The following is a 24,069-nucleotide window of genomic DNA, read 5'->3' as shown; positions in this document are numbered from 1 at the left end:
GGCCGGGAAATACATTCACAATATTCGAAGGGATCGGCATGGTTGCCAACATTTCATTTCCCCGGTTCTTAAAACTTGGTCCTGGATCCGTCGAAAGTCTCGGCGAGGTGCTGACGGATCTGAACATCGAGCGTCCGCTTCTCGTCACCGACGCGTTCATGGTCAGCAATGGTTCAGCCGATCGATTGCTGAAGATCGTTGCAGCAGCAGGAAAGAAGGCCGCACTCTTCTCCGAGACGGTTCCCGACCCCACTACCGATTCTCTACAGGCTGGTCTCGACGCTCTGACCGCCCACGATGCCGACTCGATCATCGGCTTCGGCGGTGGCAGCCCGATGGACACGGCAAAAGCACTTGCCGTCTTGTTCAAGCAGGGCGGCGTCATGCGCGATTTCAAAGCCCCTCGGGTGTACGCGGGGCCGGCGCTTCCGATCATCGCCATCCCGACGACGGCAGGAAGTGGCTCGGAAGCAACACAATTCACGATCATCACGGATGTCGCCACCGACGAGAAGATGCTGTGCCCTGGACTTTCATTTCTTCCGATCGCCTCGATCGTCGATTCCGACCTCACGATGTCGATGCCGCCGAGACTGACGGCCGACACAGGTGTCGACGCACTCACACACGCAATCGAGGCCTACGTCAGTAAGAAGGCAAACCCCATCTCGGACGGGCTCGCACTGTCTGCGATGAAGACAATCGGGGAGTACCTCTTGCGCGCGTACCGTGACGGCTCAGATCGAGAAGCGCGCGAACAGATGATGCATGCTTCCACTCAGGCGGGTATGGCATTCTCCAATGCGAGCGTGTGCCTGGTACACGGGATGAGTCGTCCGATCGGCGCACATTTCCATGTGGCGCATGGACTTTCCAATGCAATGCTACTTCCGGCGATCACCGCGTTCTCCATACCCGGGGCGCGTGATCGATACGCCGATTGCGCCAGGCAGCTGGGCGCGGCCGATCGCGGCGACTCAGACGAGGCGGCCTCGCACAAGCTGGTCGACTTCATCGATACTTTGTGCGTCGACGTAGAGGTACCCAGTCCGCGCACATTCGGCATCGACGAGTCCCGCTGGGAGGAGCTCATTCCACTGATGGCGGAACAGGCCTTGGCGTCGGGTTCTCCGTCGAACAACCCGGTGGTGCCCAGCGCACAGGAAATCGCCGAACTGTACCGGAAAGTCTATCGATCCTGACCACTTCGGCCCGGTCAGCATGGTCTCCTTCAGACTGTGCTGACCGGGCCTGTCGAGTTTCGGACGATCAGCTTGGTTTTGAAGATTTTCTGCCTCCGCTTGGCGCCGTCGATATTGTCGAGCAGCATGGAGGCTGCGGCGCGCCCCTTCTCCACCAGCGGTTGACGCACAGTGGTCAGATCCATGAGTTCGGCGATGGGCGCATCGTCGAATCCGACAACCGAAACAACCTCAGGTACTGAGATATTCATGCCACGAAGCACGCTCAAGGCAGCGACGGCAAAGACATCTGATGTCGTGGCTATTGCGGTCGGATTCAGTTTCTCGACCATCGAGCGAACAGCACGGACGCCGCTGTCACGATCGATACCTGAAGCCTCGTAAACCTCAATCGAGATACCGGCATCTCCCCGTGCAGTTGCAGCATCGAAGTACCCAAGGATCCGATCTCGCTGGACCCGCTCGGAAGAGTGTTCGACAACTGCCTTGGAGATCGGCCCGTCGGTGCCACCGATGTTCAAACGTTCGCAGACCACACCGATTCTTCGGTGCCCGAGATCCAAGAGATGGGTCATCTGCTTGAATCCCGCAGCGCGATCATCGATTCCGATGAACGGCAAGCCGCAGTCCGCGGGAGAATCGATCGCAACTGCCGGCGTTCCTGAGTGAATCAGGGCCGCAATGATCGGGTGGGTAGGAGTCACATTGTGCAGGACTACTCCGTCGACCAAACCTCTGACCGCGGGAGAATTGAATCCTTCTTCCCTACTGGAGACCAACGGCAACAAAGTGAGGGCAACGTCGGCGAGTTCGTTGACTTCGACTACCCCCTTCATCAACAGCATGGTCGACGGGTCTTCCAGTGCGTGCCCCAACGACTCCATCACCATGATCCCTACCGCTCCAACTCGGCCGGAGCGCAGGCTACTGCCGACGATGTTCGGCCCGGCGTAGGACAGAGACTGAGCGACTGCGTAGATGTGATCGCGCTGCGATGCAGAAACTTTCGGAGAGTTACTGAACGCGTATGAGACAGCGGCTTGGGAGACGCCTGCTGCCCGCGCCACGTCCTTCATCGTAACCACTGAAGCGACTCCCCTTGCTCCGGACGAATCATCCGCCGTAACCCTTGACGATCTCACGAATTCTATCGTGGTCTCGTTTCAACCGAGTGTTGGCTCCTGTTGACCTGTCGTCACAGTAGATGGTGTTCACACATTCGCCCACACCGGACTGCATGCGTCCAAGCTCTACGAAAGCCCCCGAAGAGCTCGACACGGTATGGCACATCGTCTTTCCGCCCCGACATCGCCGTGTCGATCTCGCCACAGAGGTTGCATCGAGCTCGCACGGCCAGCGGCACAGACGGCTTGGGCATAGGCAACGACGAACCGATATGGCGACACGTGACACAGACGTACCCCACTTCTTCCTCCATACGGTGACTAGCCATGGTCGTCGCCCCACTCCTGCCGTTGCCTCGATAGTTTCAAAGATGTTTCTGCACTGAAGGTCCCGCGAATGTACGAACGATGACGTCCGTGAGAGGTACTGTCGGCAGCGGCGATTACCCCGACCGAACACTTCGGGAGACGGTAGGCGCGACACCGTGGTTTGCGATACTTCCGCCTGTCGCGCCACATCTCAACCTTCACCTTGTTTCACCACCACAGACACGAGTGAATCGTATCACCGGGTGATACGATTCACTTAACTCTTCCACGAAGAGAATCAACGAAATGCTCTACCCGAAGTTGCCCTTCGTGCTCGGCCGCACGAAATGGGCACTGCTTGTCATCTTCGCAATTCTCGGAGCTCGCCAACCCTCTTGGGTGACAGTGACACCCGACGTCAAGAATGCACTCGAGCTCACCACCAGCGGATTCGGTTTCGTCATCTTGGGACTGCCCGGTGGTTCCCTGTGCGGATTGCTGGCAACAGGCCGTCTCATTGCCGCGCGCGGAGCTCGCAGGGCGATCAGTTTAGGTTTAGCCACGGCAGGAACCGCCGTCCCCCTCATCGAAGTCGGAGCGCTAGTTCCTTCCGGAACGTCGCGACGAACTGATCGCCGAACCCTCCAGCAGCTCAAGGCCTTTGACTGCCAACAGCAAGCGCTGCCGTGTTTCCGGGGCATCAAGGGATTTTCCGAGAATCGTGGAGATCCGCTCCAACCTGTTGTACAGAGTTCTGCGCTGCACGTAGAGTTTGTCCGCCGCTTCAGTCTTGCGCCCGTCGACGCTGAGAAACGCACGCAGTGTCGGCAGCAGCGGACTGGCCGAGTGCGCATCCTTCGTCAACAACGGACCCAATTCGTCTTCGACGAAGCTCGCCAGTTCCGGGCCCTGCGCCAGGGTCACCAAAATCCGCTCGACCCCCAGTTCGTCGAAGTGAAGGACACCACCAGAAGCTCGGGCGACCGCCGCAGCACTGCGCGCTTGAGTGAGCGCGACAGCAACCATGTCACGTGAAATAGCGCGGCTCACACCGACACCCGCTCCGACGAAACCGACAAGATCCTCGATCTCCGGCGGACGGCCACTCACTTCCGGCGCCACCGTGACGATGTAATCACCCATGTCGGCACTGATCGCATTGGGACTGCTCCTGCGCTTGGGCCGGATTCCACCAGAATCGTCACGAGTATTCTTGTTGGCCACGAACACTCGCATCAGGCCAGATCCGAGCCGATACCCCAGACGACTGGCCTGCTTCACGAACTCATCGCCGGAAATTTCTCCCAGCAGCAAGTGTGTCATCAAAGCGGTACTGCGCTGATCGTCACGCGCCTCGCGGCTACGATCGGTGAGAAGCGAGATCGCGATCGCTGCTGCTGCCCGCTCCGCCGCGAATTCAGCCGAGAACGGCGCGGTCGGTGATTGTCCCTGGAGCACGTGGATCCACCCCCACGGTTGACCTCGCATGACGACGGGCCTTCGGACACAATCAGTTTCATTGTCGTGCGATACTCTGGCGTGACGATTCCACTCGTCGTCATCGAATTCGACACCGTCCACTGAAAAATAGACCGTCACCCGGTGCGCGATGTTTTCCAGAACCACCGTGCTGTCGGTGAGCGCCGCCAGAGTCTCCACTATTCCGAGATGGTCTGCGCCGTCGAGCAGCAATCCCGAGAATGTTGCTTCGACCTCACGCTCACGAGTCAGGCTCCGAAGTCGCATTTCGGTCAGAATTTCGTGCACCTGGGCGGAGACTCCGGCGAACGACACTTCGTGGGTCAACGCGATCACCGGAAGCAGCATTTGTTGGGCTTCCTGTACAACAGCTTCAGGAACTCGATCGAACATGCGACCGGATTCTTCGATCACCAGAGCTGCCGCACCCGCTCGAGAAACCGCCTTCACGTAAGCACGCTGCTCGGCTTCTGTTTCCCCTATACCGAGGCCCGCCGTCAGCAACAATTCGCCGCCGCTGAGAAATCGTGCGATATCGGGGATCTCGGACGAGTGAACCCATCGGACTTCGCGTTGATCCAGATCCGTTCCGTTGGTGAGTACGTGAGGACCGGCCGCGCGGATCAGTGAGAGTTCCAGAGCGTCCGCAACCGTGAAAGACATGTCAAAGACACTACACAAAACGTGTCGTCCAGCCGAGACATCTTTCCCGGCTTGCGTCTAGCTGTGAATGCAGTCACAGGACAGTATTTCTACAACCCCAGGGCTTCGCCGGGGGTCGCCAAACAGAGTTGAGACACATGCCGAACCCGCTTCCTACCTGTCCGAAGATTTGTTTCAGCGCCCCTGTACTGCCGGCCCACCGTCCGAGTAATCGCTACCGATTCTCGAACCGAACGCGAACTGCAGGGCACCGATCCGAATCTCGACACGCACAACGCCGTGCGACCGGGTGACCTGATTTCGCTCTTTCGACCGAACACCGAAACACCCTTTCGAGGAGTCCTCAATGCCCCTGACCGAAGACCAGCAGAAACGGCCGCCAAGCGCGCGAATCTCTGTCGATGACGTCGGCCGTTCCACTCGTTCCGCGGCACCCCAGCCGCCCCACGCATCCTCGCAGGAATGGCTACCGGTTCTGCTCAAACGCATTCTGCCAAGCACACCGTCGCAGGTCGTTCAGCGGGTGATGCTGACTGTACTGGCCGCATCGGTGGTGATTCTGTGCATCGCCAACCCGATCTTTCGGCAGTCGGACAACCTGCTGAACGTGCTGCAACAGGCGGCGATGGTCGGAATCATTGCCGGCGGTATGCAGCTGATGATTATCTCAGGTGGCTTCGATCTCTCGGTCGGAATCGTGGCAGCGGCAGCCGGATGCGCGGCAGCGTACGTCAGTCTCCAGCACGGTATAGCCATCGGAATTCTCGTCGGATTGGTCGCCGGTCTACTCGCCGGCTTCGTGAACGGCATCCTCGTAGCCAAGATCGGCATCAACCCATTCGTGGCCACATTCGGTACACAAGCCGTCGTCACCGGACTGCTGTACGCCGCAACCGGCGCCACCCCGATCGCTCCTCTTCCTTCCGGATGGACCGATCTGGGCTTGAAGAACATCGCCGGAATCTCCTTTGCCAGTCTCACCTTCGTCGTGGTCATCCTGATTTTGTTGTTCGTCTTACGATGCACGCTCTTTGGCCAACACATCTACGCCGTCGGGAGCAACAAGGAAGGCTCGCGTCGCGCCGGAATCCATGTCGATCGGGTTCTGATTGCCGTCTATGCCATCGGCGGGCTGTGCGCTGCCATCGCGGGAATTCTCCTTGTCTCGATTTCGGGAATCGGGAGCCCGGCAACAGGTACACAGTGGGCCCTTCTCGCCATCGCCGCCGTCATCATCGGCGGCACACCACTCACTGGCGGAGTCGGCGGCATCAGCTCCGCGGTGATCGGCATCCTGTCGCTCACCGTCCTCACAAACGCACTGAACCTGAACAGCGTGTCCGCTTACTGGCAGCCGGCGCTGACAGGTACGGCCGTTCTGCTCGCAGTCGGCTTCGAAGCGTTCCGCAGCGCCCGCAAACGCTGATACGTCCGATTCCACTCGCAGCCAACCACATTCCAGGAGTGACAACATATGACCGTAAGAAGAACTTCCCGAACGATCAAAACCGCATTTGCCCTTTGCCTGGCCGCGTTCGTCGCCGTCGCACTCACGGCCTGCGGAACCGCACCTTCCTCGGGTGCGAACAAGACGCTGGGCTTCGTGGTGTACGACGTCGGCGTCGACCCGTGGATGAACGTAGCCATCTCGACTGTGCAAGAAGAAGCTGAAGCTGCGGGATACAAGCTCAGTGTTGTCAACGGGCACAACGACATCGCTCAGATGAGTAGCGGAATGGACCAGCTGGTCACGCAGAAGGTCGACGCGATTCTCCTCGCCCCCAGCGACCAGGACAGCATGACTCCGTCAATCAAACGAGCCGAAGCAGCAGGAATCCCGGTCATCGCATTCTCCCTGGCGCTGTCCGAAGACGCCCCGGTCTCCTCGTTCGTAGGGACCGACGACGTTCAGGTCGGACGCGAGCAGGCGAAGATGGTCGCAGGAGCAATTGGCAATCGGGGCAACGTCGCCTTGATGACCGGCATCCTCGGCAGTGGGCCGCAGATCGGTCGGTCGGAAGGGTTCCGTGCCGAACTGCAGGAGAACTTCCCCGACGTCAAGCTCGTCGAAGAGCAGCCGAACAACTGGGCGAACGACAAGACCATCAGCCTGACCCAGGACTGGCTCGCGAAGTATCCGGCAGGGCAGATCAACGCCGTCGTCGCGCAAGGACCCGAATTGGCTGCGGGCGCCCGCCTGGCCAAGTCGATGGGCCGAAGCGAAATCGTCTTCGTCGGCAACGACTATCCGGAAGAGATGCGCGAGAGCATCCTCGCGGGAGACACGTACGGAACCATCAACGGCGACCCCAAGGAGATGGCGCGAGAAGCTGTCGCCGCCATGCTGACCCTGCTGGACGGTGGCACGGTGCAACCCAAGATCTTCGTCCCGATCCCGCCCGTAACATCCGCCAATGTCGCCGACTCTCCCGCAGCGTACTGATTCGAGACGACCCCCAGATCGGAACCACGTCAATGAGTACTATCACCAACACCACCGAGCCTCTTCTCCAGACTACGAACCTCTCCAAGTTCTACGGCGGCGTCAAAGCTTTGCAAGGCGCCTCCATCAGCGTCGGACACGGTGAGCACATCGCCATCATGGGCGACAACGGCGCAGGCAAGTCCACCTTCGTCAAGATCCTTTCCGGCGCACAGCCGTCGAGTGATGGCACCATCCGATTCGACGGTGCGGACTGTGAGTTCCAAAGCCCAATCGATGCACGCGAAGCCGGGATCGAAACCGTCTATCAGGATCTTTCACTCGCAGACGACCTCGACGTCCTGACCAACCTGTTCCTCGGGCGTGAAGAAAAGCTGATCAACCTGGGTGGCTTGAGCGTGCTCAACAGACGCAAGATGGCCAAGCGTGCAACCGAATTGCTCACGGAGATCGGAGTGAACGTACCCGAGGTACACCGGACCGTTCGGGGTCTCTCCGGTGGCCAGCGCCAGGGTATCGCCATCGCCCGCGCATCCGGTTGGGGCTCGAAGCTCATCATCATGGACGAACCCACAGCGGCATTGGGCCTGCAGGAGACCGCCCACGTCCACGACATCATCAAACGCCTCAAACAACGCGGAGTCGCGGTCATCATCGTCAGCCACAACATGCAACAGGTGCTGGAACTGACCGACCGGGTGTACGTTTTCCGGCGAGGCCAGGTCGTCGGGTGCCGAAACACCAAGAAAACCACCGCCGACGAGATCGTCTCGATGATCACCGGCGCCCGACCAGCAGAAGCCGTCACGTAAGCAGCTGTAGCTGCAAGCAGATCGACTTACAGGCCCGTCTGAAGTCACCACGACTGTCGACGGGCCTGTTCGTGTCGCGGATCCGAGACTCACTGTCTCACCGTCACCGTCGTCGTCGTCGTCGTCGGACATCCGAGACCCTTTCCATCACCCATCTGGCCCCCACCGCCCCAGACGAGGCAGAACTACAGCCGCCGAGACGAAAAGTGCTCGGGCCCAACCTGATGAGGTTGGGCCCGAGCACTTTTCGGTGTTCGGTTAGTTGATCTGTATTCGGCCGTCGACGGCTTCGATCCGCGGGATCGGCAGTGCGCGTAAGGCAGGCGGGGCTGTCACGAACTCCTCGACGGACGGCACTTCACCGTTCGGAATCCTCTGCTTCATCACGGACGGGTTCATGATCACGACTGTATTCATGCTTCCCGGATGCGTCTCCAAACCGGACACGGCTACTGACCGACTGCTTCGATCAATGCGCTGAGGTGGGTGTAGCTCTTCTTCGCGGCGTCGAGCGTGCCGCACTCCACCGACAGGACGACGTCGTGGTCGGCCGCGGCGAGTGTGTCGACGATGCGCTTCCAGTCGATGACGCCTTCACCGCATGCGCATCCCAGCATGCCTCGCACTTTTCCGCGTAGACGTTTCGCGTCGTCTAACGCGATGTCCTTGGCGTGCAGGTGCGTGACCTGACCGATGATGGCTTCGAGCCACTCGTGCGGATCGTTCTCACTCAGGTAGCTGTTTCCGGTATCGAGGTTGATCGTCAGGGCAGGACTGTCGACCAAATTCATGATCTTGTCGAGGCGCTCCGGAGTCGCGGTGTACGGCCCGTGGGTCTCGATTGCGATCTTGATACCCCGGGGTTCCGCGACGAGCGCTGCCTCCTTCAGGGTGTACCGCATGAGCGTGTAGTTCTCTTCCTCCGTGGTCCAAGACGGGGTGGGTCCATCGTCGACCATGATCATCGGGGAACCTGCCTCCGCGGCGTAGCGGATGGCCTGGCGGAAGTACTCCACTGCCACCTCCGGCTTGGCGAGTGGCGCGTGGCTCGACAGCGACGAGATGCTGAGACCGCGATCTTCGGCCGCATTCCGTAGGATCAACGGATCGTCGAGCATGGAACGACTGTGGAAATATCCTGCTGCACTGAGCAGTTCACGACCCCAGTGCACCATCGGCTCGACGTACTTGTAGCCGATCTCAGCAGCTTGGTCCATGGCCCAATCGAAAGAGCCGTTCTCGTATCGCGCGAACTCCAGATTAAGTCCGAGTTTGATGTTGCCCATGACTTACAACTACTTTCCGGTGAGGGGTGGGTCAGAAGCCGCGCTGGTTCACGTAGTCGTCTCGAACTTCGCCGTGGTAGGCCGGTACGGTGATATCCCACCAACCCATTGCATGCATCTCGGTCCAGGGCAGCTCGCGAGCACTGATCGCCTCGATGACTACGGGGCCCTCGGTCTCGAATGCGCGCTGAACAGCGGCGCCGAGCTTTGCCGGATCCTCGACACGCTCGGACTTGCATCCGAGGGACTGGGCGAACGCAGTGATATCGGCGAAGTACGGGGATCCATCCGGCAACTTCCACCCTGAGATGATTTCCCGTTCCGCGCCGAAGAGATTGATCTGAAGGTCCTTGATTGCTTCCCAGCCACCGTTGTTCAGAACGACGAAGACGACATTGACGCCGCTCATGGCGGCAGCTGCGATCTCCGTGCCGGTCTGTAGGAACGCGCCATCGCCGACGAGCGCGAGAACCGGCTTGTCCGGTGCGCCGATCGCGGCGCCGATCGCGGCAGGTACACCGAATCCGATTCCGGAGAATCCGCCGGCAACGATGTTGCTCTTCGGCTCGTAGATCGGGAATTCGTTGAACGCCTGGTTTGCAGGGTTGCTGGAATCGGTGACCAGAATTCCGTTACGCGGAAGAACCTTTCGGATCTCGACCATTGCCCGCGAGTTGGTCATTGGCAAGTAGTCGGTCTCACGCATAGGGCGCAGGTGCTCGTCCCACTGCGCCTTCAAGTCCTGAAGTTCGGCGTAGTAGTCGGTTGCTCGGAAGTCGTAATCCGCTGCCGGTGCGCCGAGTTCGTCGATCAGAGACGCGAGCGAGGTCTTGGCGTCGCCGACGATCCCGACCTCGACCGGGTAGTTGCGGCCGATCTCGAATCCGTCGATGTCTATATGAACGAGTTTCGTGTTAGGGATGTCGAATGTGACTCCCGGGCGGTACGAGGACGTGATGCGATCGCTGAACCGGCAACCCACTGCAAGAATGACGTCGGCGGTCTTGGTGACTCCGTTACCAGGAATCGATCCCATGTCGCCGCACGGCCACGCGTACAGATCGTGGTCTGCAGGGAATGCGCCTTTGCCCTGGAAGGAGTGTGTCACGGGAGCGCCGAGACGTTCCGCCAGTGTGAGGAGTTCCGCGCCGGCCTCGGCTGCGATGACGCCTCCGCCAGCGAGGATCACGGGACGCTTAGCACCCGCCAGTAGCTTGGCTGCCTCGGCAATGGCGACGGGATCACCAGTCGCCCGGGTCTGAGCTCGGCGCGAGTACAACTCTGGAACATAGTCGCCGTACTCAGCTTGCAGGTCCTGCGGGATATCCACCAGGACAGGCCCTCTGCGACCTTCGAGCATCGTGTTGAACGCCTGAGCCATCGCGGAAGGTAGCTGCTCCAGTCGTCCGGGCTGCCACCAGCGCTTGACGACCGGCTCGACCATCCGTGGGAAATTGTTCCCGTGCGGCCGATCGATCTCTTGGAGGACGCCGCGGTTCTCCATATACGTGTGAACGGCGCCGGTGATCAGAATCATCGGCTGCGAGTCCGCGAACGCAGTCGCGATTCCGGTTACGGTGTTCGTCGCTCCCGGTCCGATGGAAGTACAGACGGCCGCGATCTTGCCCGATGCGCGGTAGTAACCGTCGGCCATGTGTGCGGCGCCCTGCTCGTGGATGGCGGGAACCAACTCGATTTCGTCGGCCCGGTCGACGAACGCATCAAGCAACGCCGTATTGCCGTGTCCCGGAATAGCGAATACCTTTTCAACTCCTTCACGGATCAGTATGTCGACCACCATCTGGCCACCGGTGAGCTTTTGCACAGTCATGTTCTTCACTTTCGAATCGAAAAGAATTGGGGGTGAGCAATTTATGCAGAGATCGACGAGCCGTGCGATGCACCCGCCGTGGAGTCGCCGCTTCGAGCGATGATCGAGTCTGCAACACGCAACGCGTTCGCCGCGATCGACAGCGCCGGATTCATCACCGGGAGCGACGGAAAGAAGGAGGAGTCGACGACATACAGGTTGGCGACATCGTGTGCCTGGCAACTCGGATCGAGGACCGATGTAGCCGGGTCGGTACCGAGCCGAACGGTTCCGGCCTGATGCGAGTTGACCTCTATCCCGGTTCCTTCACTGATGACCACCGGAAATCCGATCTTGCGAAGCATTTTTCGCGTCTCGCGAACCAGAACCTCGTGTGCCCGAACGTTATTCGGTTCCCACGCGATCTGGATACGCCCTCCGGGAGTCAGCGTGACACGATTTTCAGGATTGGGCAGATCCTCCGTGAACAGCCACCAATCGGTACTACGGTTCGTGGCAAGGCTCAACGCCCATTTGGGGATGTGGGGCCGTTGCCCCTTGATCATCTCCGCCTGGAGTTTCCCGATCAGTTGCACGTGGCCCAGCGGATACGGATGATCGTCAGTGCCACGCAGGTAGAAGTCGTTGAAGTACAACGTCTTTTGAAACTCGGACTTGTTCTTCTTGAGTGGGTCGATGGCCACCATGATCGAGTTCATGTGCACCATGTAGTTACGACCGACCATTCCGGAGGAATTTGCGAGCCCGTCAGGATGGACAGACGTGGCCGAACGTAGCAGCAGCGCTGCAGAATTGACCGCACCACAGGAGATTACGACCGTATCCGCACGTACTGTGGAGATGACGCCGCGATGGGTCACTTCGACGCCTGATGCTCGAAATCCGGAATCGTCGGTCAGCACCTTCTCCACGTACCCGTTCGTGACGATTTCGACGTTGCCCGAATCGAGCGCGGGTCGCACGCAACAGACGTCGGCATCCGATTTCGCCAAGGTACGGCAAGGGAACCCGTCGCACGTCTTGCATCGAATGCATGACCCACCCTGCCGTAGGTCGACTCCGAGGGGGAGATTGGAGGGGGTGAAACCCGCCTTACGCATGTCGTCGGCGACCTGCTGTATCGCTGGCTCGTGCCCTACGGGAGGGTACGGAAACGGTTCGTCACGCGGCAACGTCGGGTCGTCGGTGTGGTCGCCGTGAACCTTGTACACCTGCTCGGCGCGTGCGTAGTAGGGTTCGAGATCGTCGTACGAGAACGGCCATGCCGGCGATTCACCGTCGTGATGCCGTGAAGACTGAAAGTCCTCTCTCCTGAACCTGACCAGCGAGCCACCGTAGAATTTGGTGTTTCCGCCGACGTAATAGTAGGTGCCGGGGGCGAACTCCTGCCCTTCGGTGTCGACCCATTTTTCGGCGTTCTTGTACCGATTTTTCTCGAACACCTCTCGGGGGTCCCAATTCTGACGTTCCTGCGGAAGGAAGTCTCCCCTCTCGATCAAGAGCACATCGAGGCCGGAATCCTTGAGAGCGTATGCCATCGTTCCACCCCCCATTCCACTTCCCACGACGATGACGTCGTAGCTGCTCTTACTGGGGGGATGACTGTCCATTCGTATCTTTTCGAACATGGTTTCCGTCTCCTGGCTGGCGTGGCGCGGTACGTCCTTGAACCGTGCCGACTCAGCTTCTGTCAATCCTGTCGCAACAGGACTGCAAGTAGTTATACGTATCACTAAACGATACCGCCCACATGTGCGGTGTCAACCGCCCTGACGACCTGGTCAGGTCGACGGGACGAGCGGATCGAGACCGGGAGCCGATACGATCGCAGTTCGTGCCAAATTCGCAGGCTCCATGATTGCGTCCAAATCCTCTTTGCCCAACAGTCCGCGTTCGAGCACCAACTCCACGACGGTACAACCGGAAGCAAGCGCGTCCGCCGCCAATTCCGTCGCGGCCGTGTAGCCGATGTAGGGATTGAGCGCAGTCACGACACCGATCGAAGCCGCGACCGTTCGTTCGAGATGCTCGACGTTGGCGGTAATGCCGATCACGCATCGCTCGCGCAAGACAGTGCAGCCCCGTGTGAGGAGTTCTGCAGTCTCGAACAGGCTGTGTGCAATGACCGGTTCGAATGCGTTGAGCTGCAGTTGACCCGCCTCGGCAGCCATGGTGATAGTCAGATCATTTCCCACCACCCGGTAAGCAATCTGATTGACCACTTCGGGAATGACCGGATTGACCTTGCCGGGCATGATCGACGAACCTGCCTGCACCGCAGGTAAATTGATCTCACCCAGCCCTGCTCGTGGGCCCGAGGACAGCAATCTCAGATCGTTGCAGATCTTGGACAGCTTGACCGCGGTGCGCTTGAACACTCCCGACAGCTGAACGAAGGCCCCGACGTCCTGAGTTGCTTCGATGAGATCCGATGCCGTCGAGATGTCGAGACCGGTGATCGACACCAGATGCTCACGCACACGTCTGGCGTACTCCGGGTGCGCATTGAGACCGGTACCTATCGCCGTCCCACCCAGGTTGATCTCCGAGATCAATCGAGCTGCCTCTTCCAGTCTCTGAGAGTCCTCCTTGATCATCACGGCGAACGTGACGATCTCTTGACCGAGAGTCATCGGGACCGCGTCTTGCAACTGAGTCCGCCCGACCTTGAGCACGTGGGAGAACTCGGCTGCTTTCTCCGCGAATGCGCCTGCAAGTTCGTCCATCGCACCTCGAAGCCTGGTGACCGCCCCTTGCAAGCCGATTTTGATCGCGGTGGGATAGACGTCGTTGGTGCTCTGACTCATGTTGACGTGTTCGAGCGGATGGAGGAATTGGTACTGCCCCCGCTCGCGGCCGAGCATTTCGAGCGCGCGGTTCGCGACCACTTCGTTGGCGTTCATGTTCGACGACGTGCCGGCACCTCCCTGAATTACGTCGACGACGAACTGGTCGGCGAACCTGCCCGCGCGAATCTCCTTGCAAGCTTCCTCGATCGCTGCTGCATGCTCGGGAGAGAGGATTCCGAGGTCGGCGTTCGCCCGAGCAGCGGCCTGCTTGACCGCGGCCAACGCCGATACCATGTCCGGGTGGACCGAGAGAGGAATACCGGTGATCGGGAAGTTCTCCAGTGCCCTCAGCGTGTGGATGCCGTAGTAGGCCTCCGCAGGCACTTCACGATCACCGAGCAGGTCGTGCTCGATGCGCATCGTCATTTGAGGTTTGCCGCCACCGGGATCTCGCCCCACGACAGTTCGGCGTCACCGAATTTCGCCGCACGCAGGTCACCCGAACGGGCGTGCCCTTCGAAGCGTTCCAATCGGGACAGTCTCGCAGCGATCTCGCCGATACTGGCGCTCGCCGCCGGATCGCGCACCTCCTGGAAAGTGAGGGTTTTGAGGAACTTCCCTACCCAGAGCCCTCCGGTGTAGCGCGCAGCGCCCAGAGTAGGAAGTACATGGTTGGTCCCGATCACTTTGTCGCCGTAAGGTACACACGTTCCTTCCCCGAGGAAAAGGGCACCGTAGTTGCTCATGTTGTCGAGCGCTTCACGAGGATTCTGCGTGAGGATCTGTACGTGCTCGGAGGCAAATTTGTCCGCGAGTTCGTATGCTTCGGAGAGAGTCTCGACAACGTGGATCTGTCCATGGTCGCGCCAGGCGGGCCCGGCGATCGCGTTCGTCTCCAGCCCGGGTAGCAATGCGTCGATGTGTTTGATCACCTGGTTGCCCACAGCCTCGGACGTCGTGATCAACACACACGGTGAATCCGGACCGTGCTCCGCCTGGCTGAGTAGATCCACTGCGATGGTGAACGGGTCGGCGTACTCGTCGGCAACGATCAGTGTTTCGGTGGGGCCGGCAAAGAGATCGATTCCGACCTCACCGAAGAGTTGACGCTTCGCCTCTGCCACGTATGCGTTGCCCGGCCCTGTGAGGATCGAGACAGGATCAATCGTCTCGGTACCGAGAGCCAGCGCTGCGATCGCCTGCACCCCACCGAGCACGAAGATCTCGTCCGCCCCGGCGAGATGCATTGCGGTGATGCTGATCTGGGGCGGCAGGCCGTCGTTCGGGGGCGTCGTGGCCGCGACGCGTTCGACGCCTGCGACCTTCGCGGTCAGCACCGTCATGTGCGCCGACGCTGTCAGTGGGTACCTGCCACCCGGAACGTAGGCTGCAGCCGCGTCGATCGGAACGTTCCGGTGCCCCAAGAACACGCCGGGCAGAGTCTCGACCTCGAGGTCTGTGATGGTATCGCGCTGCGCCTGTGCGAAGTCGCGAATCTGGCGCTGCGCGAACTGCAAGTCCTCGAGGACCGTTGTCGGAACAGACTTCACGATCTCGCGGATCTGGTCTTCGTCGAGCCGGAACGAATCCGGTGACCACCGGTCGAAACGGTCAGAGTACTTGCGGACCGCGTCGTCACCGTTGGCGCGAATGTCTGCGATCACACCCGCGACAGTGTCGACCACCGCCGGATTGCTGGCACGCTGCGCTGGTTCGCCGACTGCTGCTTTGAGAACGAACGACATTGGCGGGTTGCTCCTTCGAGGTGAGGCATGAAATCAAACTGATAGTCCTAGCCTTCCTGCGAAGTGATCCAGCGAACAGACACATAGAGGGAAGCACTTCTGCCAAATTCTGCCCAATTCGTGCATGATATGCAGGTCGTTCGAAAGCTCACGGTCAGAGCAGGTGCAGCGCTCGCGCCTGCTCAGAGTGGTCGATCAGCAGCGCACGCTTGCACGTTTTGGCACTGTCGATATCTATCGCCACTTCGTAGGGTTGGCCTACCAGATTTCGTCCGCGCCGAACTCCTGACGTCGAGTCGGTCAATACCCGGAGCCGTCGCTGTCTATTCGACATCGTCGATGCCCGAGAAGGATACTTCGATGAGCGAACAACGGCATCTCGTCTGGGGAATCGTCGGTGCGAGTGACATCGCCGAAACGCGAATGATTCCCGCACTGCGAAGGACCGGCCACCACATCAGTTCCGTGTACAGCGGAAATGCGGACCACGCCGAGCAGTTTGCACATCGGAACGAGATATCGAACCGAACGAACAACCTGAACGATCTGCTCAGCGATCCCCTCATCGATGCGGTCTACATCTCCAGTGCAAATGATCGCCACCTCGAGCAGGTATGCGCGGCGGCCGCAGCAGGAAAACACGTTCTCTGCGAGAAGCCGCTGTCGACGAGCATCGACAATGCGCGGAAGATGACCGCCGCTTGTGAATCCGCCGGCGTAGTCCTAGGCGTCAACCACCACCTGCCCGCCGCAGGTACGCACCAGGCAATTCGGCACACAGTGACGCGCGGCGACATCGGCCGCATTCTGTCGGTCAGTGTTCGCCACACGTCGCTCCTACCCGAACGATTGCGAGGGTGGCGACTCGGTAGCGCGCCGGGATCAGGCGCCGTCATGGATCTTTCCTGCCACAACGCCTCAGTTGTGAATCCGCTACTCGGCACTAGAGCACTGACAGCGAGCGCGATCACTGTGATGCAAGGAGATTGGGTGACCGAAGCCGAAGATGCAGCCTCCTCGTCTATTCTCTACGAGAACAATGTCCTCGTACGATTTCACGACACTTTCACTACACCCTTCGCACCCACATATCTAGAGGTGCACGGGACAGACGGCAGCCTTCATGCTGCCGACGTCATGACTCCGGAACCCATCGGCTCGGTCGTTCTGCACGATGGCCGGGGATCCCACGAGATCGACGTCGAAGACCGCCGGCACACGTACGACATCACTCTGGAACACTTCACCCGTGCCACGCGCGGTGACGGCCGACCCGTCGTCGACGGACTCGACGCGACCAACGCACTGGCAGTGAGCATCTCGATACTCGAGTCGGCCAGGACTGGCAGCCGGGCCACAGTCGACTTCTGTGGACAGTAACCGTTCACAATTCACACTCGGAGCTGGTTCGATCCAAGCTAGATGTTTATGAAACGTTCCACTGAGCATGACGAAAATACCGATTGGAATAGATTCGCCATCCCACAATTCGTGGAACTGCTGCGGTCTGGTTCAGTCGGGCGCGGCCCGGCAATAGTAGGGATCGATGGGAGGGGTGGTTCCGGCAAGTCGACGCTGGCCGCACTGTTGTCGGCAAACTGCGCAGGGACGGTCATCGTGCACACAGATGACATCGCGTGCCGTCGAACATTCTTTGGCTGGGATACCTTGCTCGCCAAGGAATTACTCGAACCGATAAGGCAAACGGGGCTTCCATTCACCTTCCAGCCGAACCACGACAAGCCTCGCGATATCGCGGTCCCTAACCAGACGACGTTGCTGCTCGTGGAAGGTGCCGGGTCGATCCGCCGTTCATTGCGGATGTTGTACGACGCGACAGTGTGGGTCGACACTGCACCGGAGACAGCGCGACAACGATTGGTCGAGCTCGGCGAGGATCCACAGGGCTATCACGACGACAGAATGATCGAAGAGAATGCGTTGCTGAACTCGGACCGCCCTTGGGCGCACGCAATGTTTCACGTGTCTGGAACCAACTCTGCGACCGACGGCACAGTGCTGGTGCGCCGAACATAACTGCATCGACCTCGAACGGCATTGGCATCACGAGTCGTCCACGGGGTTATCTACGGCGGGTCGCTGCCCAGTTACGGCTTATCCCCCGTACAGAGCGTCGGTGTCGCCAGCAATCGCGCGGCCCGATTCGGTACGAGTAGCAAACCTGGATCAATCCGAGTCGAAACACACTACCTGGCACTGCGACCCGCGGCGAAGGGTGAGATCGAGTCTCTCGGCAATGTCGAGAGGCGCGAAAAGGGCCGAACCCGAATAGTTCTCGATCTCTTCCAGAGTCCACCATTTGAAACCGTGTAGGTGCTCATCGCGCAATTCTGCGTCGGTCAATGCCCCTCGTGGTTCGAATCCATGAACTCGAACCAGGAAATAGAAGTTGTCGACGCCGCCGAACCCGGGAAAGTGCTCTGGATCGATGATCGTTTGGCGCCAGACGAGCGGCTGCGTCGTACGTAGTTCGAGCCCTACCTCTTCTCGAAGCTCTCGCTCGAGTGTGCCGCGTGGGGTCTCGCGTTCTTCACAACGTCCACCAGGCGTGATCCAATAGGTTTCATCGGATCTAGATCGATACTTGCACAACAGTATTCGAAACGAATGATCCACGATCAATGCTCGCGCAGAACGTCTGATCGACTCCGAAGGTCCGCCAGTGCTCATCCTGTTTCTTCCTCAAATCCCGAACAGAATTTCCTTCGGTTCAGTAACACCAGTGCGAGTACATCGGATTCGATGTACTCGCACGTGGGCCACCGCTTGTTCGACCTCAGTGGGAGACCGTGTGATGCTCCGGCTTCGAAGCATTTCCCGTACGTTCTGTTTCCGAGTATCGCGGAACGGTTTTCATCAATACAGGACCGCCGACGGCGATGAGCAGGAGCAAGATTGCCGGCAGCGCCGGCATCCAGCCGATTCCGAATCCGTCGACGATGAGCGTGATCGCAGCCGGCCCGACGAGCATGCCGACGTAGCCGATCGCGTTGACAATTCCGATGTTTCTTCCGGCGTTCTCGGGGTCACGACGGCCGGCAGCAGAGAGCATCAGCGGAGCCATGCACGCCAGCCCGAGCCCCAGTAGAACGAATCCCACCAGGGCGAACGGAGCTGACGCACCCCCGATCGCAAGCAAGGCGCCGACGAATCCAATCACCCCACTGACGGCCACGATGACGCGCGCACCGAAGTACTCGGCGAGCCGGTCGCCGAAGAGGCGCCCCACGAATTGTGCACCGGAGTAGAAGGTCACAGCTGTCGCAGCCATACCAGCGCTGGTATCGGCATGGCGTCGGACGAACTCCTGTCCCCAGTCCAGAATTGCGCCTTCGCTGAGCATCGATGCCAGCATCAAGAGGCCGAATCCGGCCATGATCAGCAAAGTCGTCGTCGACGCCGACCTCCCGGTTGTCGATTGCTTCCCGATCGCGACTGCGGCATTCGGGGGAAGCAACTCATCGCGAGTCAACAGCCAGCGACCGAACACAGCTCCGAGAACCGACATCGTGACACCGATCGAGATGTAGGCCACGGCGGGGCTCTCGACATAGTGACGGGCGATTGCACTGGCTACCAGGCCGATGACGAATCCGCCTGCCGGATAGGCCGCGTGAAACGCCGACATGATGGGCCTGCCGTAGTAACGCTCCACCTGCACACCGTGTGTATTGAAGGCGGTATCGAAGGCACCTCTCAACAAGCCGATCATCACGCCGAGGAACATTGCGCTGGCAATACCCTGCAAGAACGCGAACGGGATATACATCAACGGGTAGATGATCATCGTCGGCATGCAGGTGGCTCGCGGACCGTACCTGTCGACGAACGGCCCGATGAGGAAGCAGCCGACTGCAGCGCCGACGCCGATCGCCAATGCCACCAGCCCGAAATTCGAGTCGCCACCCTCCCCCGACCACCCGAGGTGAGCACGGAGAGCAGTGGTGTTCGTCGACCACGTGAGCATGACCGCTCCCAATTGTGCGAATCCGAAGAATGTCGCAACCCTGGCAAGCCGAATTCGCTGGAGGCTCAGCGCCCGCGGGTCTTCCGAAGTGTTCGTAGTCATTGTGAGTCCTCAATCTGCACACGCGTGCCCCTCAATAGGGTTGCGAGGCACGTCTTGTACTGCAATCAGCGTTGTCCAAATCACGTTACGGAGTCACCACTACAACAACGATGCACAGTGCGAGCACTTCTTCACCATAAATGTGCACATATCGTGCACATCGCAAGCCGAACAGTCCACGCAGCCGCACGCCCACCAGGTCCACACTGCACACTGCATCGTTGCGCGAACCGATACCGGGAGATAACATCTAACCTGATCGTTTGGTTAAACGTATCACCGCACGTGGAGGAGTCAATAGAGTAAGAATCAGCGCACTGGGAAACGATCGACCGAGCTGTATGCCCGAAGGTGAGCCCCGCGCCGGTGCAGAAGTAGCTACTGCGAGCCCTGCACTGTTTTGAACAGCCAGCAGCAAGCACCCCTGTGGACGGAAGAGATCATTTCGATGTCAAAAAACTCACCTTTGGAGCGCGACGCGCACGCCGTCATGTTCCCAACGTTCGATGCGGTCCACGTCGATAGTTGGCTCACCGACCTACTCTGCGCCGGAACAGTTGCGGTCGTACTCGCCGAATCCCGTGAAGAATATGTCGCACGAAGGATGACACCAGCCCGTCGAGAGAGTGAAACCAGTCGGTCACTCCGCGGGCTCACCAGCGCTCTGGAGTCGAGCACTGACACGCCGTTGCTCGTCGCGGTCGATCAAGAACCCTGGGGCATCCAGCGCCTCCATACGCTCGTTCCCCAGTTCCCCTCAGCCGACGCACTGACGAAAATGACCGATACGGACATCGAAAATATTTCCCGATCGGTGGCGTTCGCCGCCCGTGCGTTGGGCGTGAATGCATTCTTGTCGCCCGTACTCGATCGCCTCGAAGGCAACAATTCCTGGCTGTTCGAACGCACACTCGACCTACCGCATTCGGAAATCGCTCGCATCGCAGCGGCCTTCGTTCACGGCGTCCAGGCCTCTGGAGTCGCGGCAATCGCAAAACACTTCCCAGGGTTCCCTGTGCTCGAACACGACCCCGCAGTAAAGGACACAGCCGTCGCCGCAAAGGACTGGAGCACAAAAACTCTCACACCATTCCAGGCTGTCGTCAACGCCGGCGTTTCCGGCATGATGGTCGGACCGGCCATTGTCGAAGCCGTCGATCCAACCGCTCCGGCGACGACCTCGAGTATCACGATCCGAGCACTGCGAGAGGATCTGGGTTTCCGCGGCGTGGTCGTGAGCGACGATCTGGATTCCCCTGCAACAACGCGTGGACGGTCACCCGAAGAGACCGCGCTCGCAAGTCTCCTGGCCGGCGCCGACCTCCTACTGATCCCCGGCGGCGATGAAGTCGCCACTGTTGCAAAGTCATTGGCCGCCGCGGCCGTCCGGAATCCGATAGCTGCAGAACGCCTTCGCAATGCAGCAAAGCGTGTCCGCGCACTGGTGAATGCGACCGACCTATGCGCCATCCCAGGCAAACAAAAGCGAGGTTGAACGCGTCGTGGCCGACACCAAACGCTGGCGACCGCCTACCGCGACACTGCACACAGCAGTCACTCCCCCACCTGCTTCGCCCCCACCATGCGACGCGCTATCTCCAGATACCTCTCAACCAACTCGTCCGGCGACAATTCACCGTCCGGGCGGTACCAGACCGCCACGGCGACGCACATCGTGACGACGGCGCGGCTGGCGTCCTCGGGATGGTCGGCCTCGAACACTCCCGAAGCGACGCCGTCGAGGACGATCCGATCCACCTGCTTCTGCTGTTCGTCGCGCTGAGCGATGTAGCTCGCCCGGCTGTCGGGCTCCATGCTGCGAATCTCGGAGGAAGCGACGAACGACTGCTCGCGTCGAAACATGTGGAACCGCAACAGAGATTCGATCACCGCGTCGAAGCGGTCAGAGGGATCGTCCCCGGCGTCGAGTTCGGCGGCCCGGCTTCGCTCCAACAACTCCGTCATCACGACCGTCGCCAAACCGATCAGCAGAGCCTGCTTGGACGGGTAGTGGTGGTAGAGCCCCGGCACCGACAGCCCGGACCGCGACGCAACGTCGCGGATCGAAGTCCCGTGATAGCCCTGCTCGACGAACGCCTCCAGTGCCGCAGCGAGCGGTTTCGGCAGTCCCAGGTCTTCGTAATCGCGCCAGGACCCGCGTACCGGAAGCTCGTTCGTCATACCGATACCGTAGATCGCTCTTGCTCCGCCGCCGAACACGTCGGTGCCATTGGTTACAGTCGATGTTCACCGAAAGACAGGGACCAGTCATGATCCATGTTCGCCACACCGCGGTTGCTGCCGTGCCGGTTGATGTCGCCTTCGACTACATCGACAACTACCGCAACGTCCCGACGTGGATGTTCGGTGTTTCCGAGTTCACCCCGTTCGGAGAGTTCGATCAGGGGCTCGGCGCCACATTCGACGCTGCCATGCAGGTCGGGCCAAGCACGTTGCGATCCAAGCTCGAGGTCACCGAGTGGGAGAAGAATCGGATCATCAAGCTGTCTTCGCTCGGCGGTGTATCCAACTCGTCCACCTGGGAGTTCGCCGCGATCGACGATTCCAAGACCCAACTCTCCGTCGACTTCGCCTACAAACTCCCCGGCGGCATTGCCGGCAAGGCACTCGGCCGCTTGATCGGGCCGTTCGTCGAGAACGCTGTCAAGAACAGCGAGGAGACGTTGCGCCGCAGCCTCGAGGAGCAGTTCGCGGCCCGCGGCGAAGGCTGAAACTACCCGCGGTCGCCTTCGAGGCCCAGGGCGTTGGCCCACACCTGAGTAGCTGTCTTGACGACGTCCTCGAACGGGACAGGGTTGCCGTCGGCGCCAGGTTCCTCCGAGACGAACGAACTGTAGGCAAGACGGCTCACCATCGCCGACAACGCTCGCGATGCCAGCAGCGGATCCAGTGAACGGTCCGCTTTGCCTGCAGCCTGCAAACGTTCGATGGCCCGCGCATTACGCGAAATGAAGGTCTCGGCTCGGTCCCGACGCAGTTTCGCGAACGCCGGATCGATGTGCGACACCTGCTCGAGCAGCCCCATCAGTTTGGCGTTGCGGCGAAACGCTGTCAGGTAGGCACGGTTGCTCGATTCGAGGACCGCATACGGATTGTCGACGTCACGGACCCGACCCATGCCGGGGTGCAGCATGTCTTCCTGCGCAACGTCGAGAACTGCGGCGAAAATCTGCTCTTTGTTGTCGAAGTAGGTGTAGAACGTGCCGGTGGAGCAGTTCGCTTCCTTGGTGATGTCCGTCAGCCGGGCATCGAGATACCCCGCGCGTTCGAACACAGTCCGAGCCGCTGCAACCAGAGAAGCCCTGGTACGGACGCCGCGAGCGGTCACCGGGAGGTCACGCAGAAGCTCCGTCGCTGCCATTGATGGTGGCGGACGGTCTTCCCAGTTCTCCTGAGGTTCGGCGCGAGAGGTCACCAGCTACTTATACGGCAAAGCCGGCGACATCTCGGCATCGGCGTCAGGTGATGGTGATTCCTCCGTCGACGGCGATGGTCTGGCCTGTGACGTATCCGCCTGCCTCGGATGCGAGCCACACCATCGTGGCTGCGAGCTCTTCCGGATCGCCCATCCGGCCGAGGATCAGGCGCGGAGCCATCGCGTCCAAGTAGCCGTCGTTGTATTGGTCGGTCATTTCCGACTTGAAGAAGCCGGGCGCGATCGCGTTGACACGAATGCCCTTGCGCGTTCCCCACTGCTGTGCGAGGTCGCGGGTCAATCCGACGACGCCCGCCTTGCTCGCCGCGTAGGCGGCCTGCGGAAGTCCGGCCGTCGTCAGTCCGAGAATGCTCGAGATGTTGACGATGGAGCTGCCCGGAAGCATGACGCGGCCGCACGCCTGCGCTGCCCAGTACGACCCGTTGAGGTTGATGTCGATGACGGCGCGAAACTGATCCGGCGTCTCGCGGGTCGCCGGAACGGCAGTTCCGACGCCGGCGTTGTTGACCAGGACGTCCACGCGGCCGAACTTCTCCATCGCGGCGTCCACCATGTTCTGAGCCTGTGCCGGATCGACGATGTCGGTGGCCACGCACAACGCTTCGCGGCCGGCGTCACGCACGAGCTTGGCCGTGTCTTCGAGCTTGTCGACGCGGCGAGCTGCCAGGACGACGTCCGCGCCGGCCTCTGCTGCGGCTTTCGCAAACGCCACCCCGAGGCCCGACGACGCACCGGTCACGATGACCACTCGATCGGTCAGAGAGAACTTGTCGAGAACAGACATGCGCGGTGATGCTCCTGTGTCGTCGGGTTCGGGAAGTGACATATGGACTTCAGTT

At 60.2% G+C, this 24,069-nt stretch carries 21 protein-coding genes; 8 read left to right on the top strand and 13 right to left on the bottom strand.

Features of this window, described 5'->3' with window-relative positions:
• Positions 1-38 precede the first annotated feature (38 nt).
• A complete protein-coding gene (locus tag ACFQ6Y_RS02955) occupies positions 39-1,202 on the top strand; it encodes an iron-containing alcohol dehydrogenase (protein ID WP_378628781.1) in 1,164 nt (387 codons plus the stop codon).
• A 29-nt stretch (positions 1,203-1,231) separates the two neighbouring features.
• Here the strand turns inward: ACFQ6Y_RS02955 and ACFQ6Y_RS02950 are convergent, their stop codons facing one another.
• Together ACFQ6Y_RS02950 and ACFQ6Y_RS02945 are read right to left on the bottom strand one after the other, a co-directional pair.
• Complete coding sequence (locus tag ACFQ6Y_RS02950) at positions 1,232-2,278, bottom strand: LacI family DNA-binding transcriptional regulator (protein ID WP_378629785.1); 1,047 nt, start codon at positions 2,276-2,278, stop codon at positions 1,232-1,234.
• 957 nt (positions 2,279-3,235) lie between these two features.
• Positions 3,236-4,777, bottom strand: a complete 1,542-nt coding sequence (locus ACFQ6Y_RS02945; protein ID WP_019745463.1) for a PucR family transcriptional regulator — start codon at positions 4,775-4,777, stop codon at positions 3,236-3,238.
• 346 nt (positions 4,778-5,123) lie between these two features.
• Here ACFQ6Y_RS02945 and ACFQ6Y_RS02940 point away from each other — a divergent pair, with 346 nt between their 5' ends.
• Genes ACFQ6Y_RS02940 through ACFQ6Y_RS02930 form a run of 3 tightly spaced genes read left to right on the top strand, consistent with a single transcriptional unit; the run spans position 5,124 to position 8,032 of the window.
• The gene (locus tag ACFQ6Y_RS02940) at positions 5,124-6,203 is read left to right on the top strand and encodes an ABC transporter permease (protein ID WP_378628774.1); all 1,080 of its coding nucleotides are present in this window, start codon (positions 5,124-5,126) and stop codon (positions 6,201-6,203) included.
• Between the two features lie 48 nt (positions 6,204-6,251).
• A complete protein-coding gene (locus tag ACFQ6Y_RS02935; RefSeq protein ID WP_080909898.1) occupies positions 6,252-7,220 on the top strand; it encodes a sugar ABC transporter substrate-binding protein in 969 nt (322 codons plus the stop codon).
• A gap of 32 nt (positions 7,221-7,252) precedes the next feature.
• On the top strand, positions 7,253-8,032 hold the full coding sequence (locus ACFQ6Y_RS02930) for an ATP-binding cassette domain-containing protein (RefSeq protein ID WP_378628770.1): 780 nt from the start codon (positions 7,253-7,255) through the stop codon (positions 8,030-8,032).
• A gap of 258 nt (positions 8,033-8,290) precedes the next feature.
• On the opposite strand, the gene ACFQ6Y_RS02925 is transcribed toward ACFQ6Y_RS02930, so the two are convergent.
• The 6 genes from ACFQ6Y_RS02925 to hisD all read right to left on the bottom strand — a co-directional run bounded on the left by ACFQ6Y_RS02925 (position 8,291) and on the right by hisD (position 15,683).
• Positions 8,291-8,431: a hypothetical protein gene (locus ACFQ6Y_RS02925; RefSeq protein ID WP_378628767.1), complete on the bottom strand. Its 141-nt coding sequence runs from the start codon at positions 8,429-8,431 to the stop codon at positions 8,291-8,293.
• A 50-nt stretch (positions 8,432-8,481) separates the two neighbouring features.
• Positions 8,482-9,318 (bottom strand): sugar phosphate isomerase/epimerase, encoded by an 837-nt coding sequence (locus ACFQ6Y_RS02920; protein ID WP_070795628.1) that lies wholly within the window; start codon positions 9,316-9,318, stop codon positions 8,482-8,484.
• A gap of 31 nt (positions 9,319-9,349) precedes the next feature.
• Positions 9,350-11,149 (bottom strand): thiamine pyrophosphate-binding protein, encoded by a 1,800-nt coding sequence (locus ACFQ6Y_RS02915; protein WP_070796055.1) that lies wholly within the window; start codon positions 11,147-11,149, stop codon positions 9,350-9,352.
• 41 nt (positions 11,150-11,190) lie between these two features.
• Entirely contained in the window at positions 11,191-12,759 is a 1,569-nt protein-coding gene (locus ACFQ6Y_RS02910) for a GMC family oxidoreductase (protein ID WP_378628762.1), read from the bottom strand.
• 171 nt (positions 12,760-12,930) lie between these two features.
• Entirely contained in the window at positions 12,931-14,364 is a 1,434-nt protein-coding gene (locus tag ACFQ6Y_RS02905; RefSeq protein ID WP_378628760.1) for an aspartate ammonia-lyase, read from the bottom strand.
• On the bottom strand, positions 14,361-15,683 hold the full coding sequence (gene hisD / locus ACFQ6Y_RS02900; RefSeq protein ID WP_378628757.1) for a histidinol dehydrogenase: 1,323 nt from the start codon (positions 15,681-15,683) through the stop codon (positions 14,361-14,363). The genes ACFQ6Y_RS02905 and hisD overlap by 4 nt, the downstream gene beginning before the upstream one ends.
• Positions 15,684-16,043: 360 nt before the next feature.
• On the opposite strand from hisD, the gene ACFQ6Y_RS02895 reads away from it, so the two are divergent.
• Positions 16,044-17,063, top strand: coding sequence for a Gfo/Idh/MocA family protein (locus ACFQ6Y_RS02895; RefSeq protein WP_378628755.1), 1,020 nt, complete (start codon positions 16,044-16,046; stop codon positions 17,061-17,063).
• 237 nt (positions 17,064-17,300) lie between these two features.
• On the top strand, positions 17,301-17,720 hold the full coding sequence (locus ACFQ6Y_RS02890) for a hypothetical protein (protein WP_378628752.1): 420 nt from the start codon (positions 17,301-17,303) through the stop codon (positions 17,718-17,720).
• Positions 17,721-17,870: 150 nt separating this feature from the next.
• On the opposite strand, the gene ACFQ6Y_RS02885 is transcribed toward ACFQ6Y_RS02890, so the two are convergent.
• Positions 17,871-18,374: an NUDIX domain-containing protein gene (locus ACFQ6Y_RS02885; protein ID WP_378628749.1), complete on the bottom strand. Its 504-nt coding sequence runs from the start codon at positions 18,372-18,374 to the stop codon at positions 17,871-17,873.
• Positions 18,375-18,480: 106 nt separating this feature from the next.
• Positions 18,481-19,773 (bottom strand): MFS transporter, encoded by a 1,293-nt coding sequence (locus ACFQ6Y_RS02880; protein ID WP_378628746.1) that lies wholly within the window; start codon positions 19,771-19,773, stop codon positions 18,481-18,483.
• Between the two features lie 448 nt (positions 19,774-20,221).
• Between ACFQ6Y_RS02880 and ACFQ6Y_RS02875 the strand changes: the two genes are divergently transcribed.
• The gene (locus tag ACFQ6Y_RS02875; protein WP_378628744.1) at positions 20,222-21,268 is read left to right on the top strand and encodes a glycoside hydrolase family 3 N-terminal domain-containing protein; all 1,047 of its coding nucleotides are present in this window, start codon (positions 20,222-20,224) and stop codon (positions 21,266-21,268) included.
• Positions 21,269-21,327: 59 nt separating this feature from the next.
• On the opposite strand, the gene ACFQ6Y_RS02870 is transcribed toward ACFQ6Y_RS02875, so the two are convergent.
• Complete coding sequence (locus ACFQ6Y_RS02870; protein WP_378628741.1) at positions 21,328-21,954, bottom strand: TetR/AcrR family transcriptional regulator; 627 nt, start codon at positions 21,952-21,954, stop codon at positions 21,328-21,330.
• An 89-nt stretch (positions 21,955-22,043) separates the two neighbouring features.
• Here ACFQ6Y_RS02870 and ACFQ6Y_RS02865 point away from each other — a divergent pair, with 89 nt between their 5' ends.
• Entirely contained in the window at positions 22,044-22,505 is a 462-nt protein-coding gene (locus tag ACFQ6Y_RS02865; protein ID WP_378531259.1) for an SRPBCC family protein, read from the top strand.
• A 2-nt stretch (positions 22,506-22,507) separates the two neighbouring features.
• Here the strand turns inward: ACFQ6Y_RS02865 and ACFQ6Y_RS02860 are convergent, their stop codons facing one another.
• Positions 22,508-23,155 (bottom strand): TetR/AcrR family transcriptional regulator, encoded by a 648-nt coding sequence (locus tag ACFQ6Y_RS02860; RefSeq protein ID WP_378629783.1) that lies wholly within the window; start codon positions 23,153-23,155, stop codon positions 22,508-22,510.
• 97 nt (positions 23,156-23,252) lie between these two features.
• On the bottom strand, positions 23,253-24,014 hold the full coding sequence (locus ACFQ6Y_RS02855) for an SDR family NAD(P)-dependent oxidoreductase (protein WP_003939707.1): 762 nt from the start codon (positions 24,012-24,014) through the stop codon (positions 23,253-23,255).
• Positions 24,015-24,069 lie beyond the last annotated feature (55 nt).

It is taken from the genome of Rhodococcus sp. NPDC056516 (assembly GCF_042794655.1).
GTDB lineage: Bacteria > Actinomycetota > Actinomycetes > Mycobacteriales > Mycobacteriaceae > Rhodococcus_F.
Note: the sequence above shows the minus strand (reverse complement) of the source record. Positions and strands in the feature narration are given on the sequence as shown.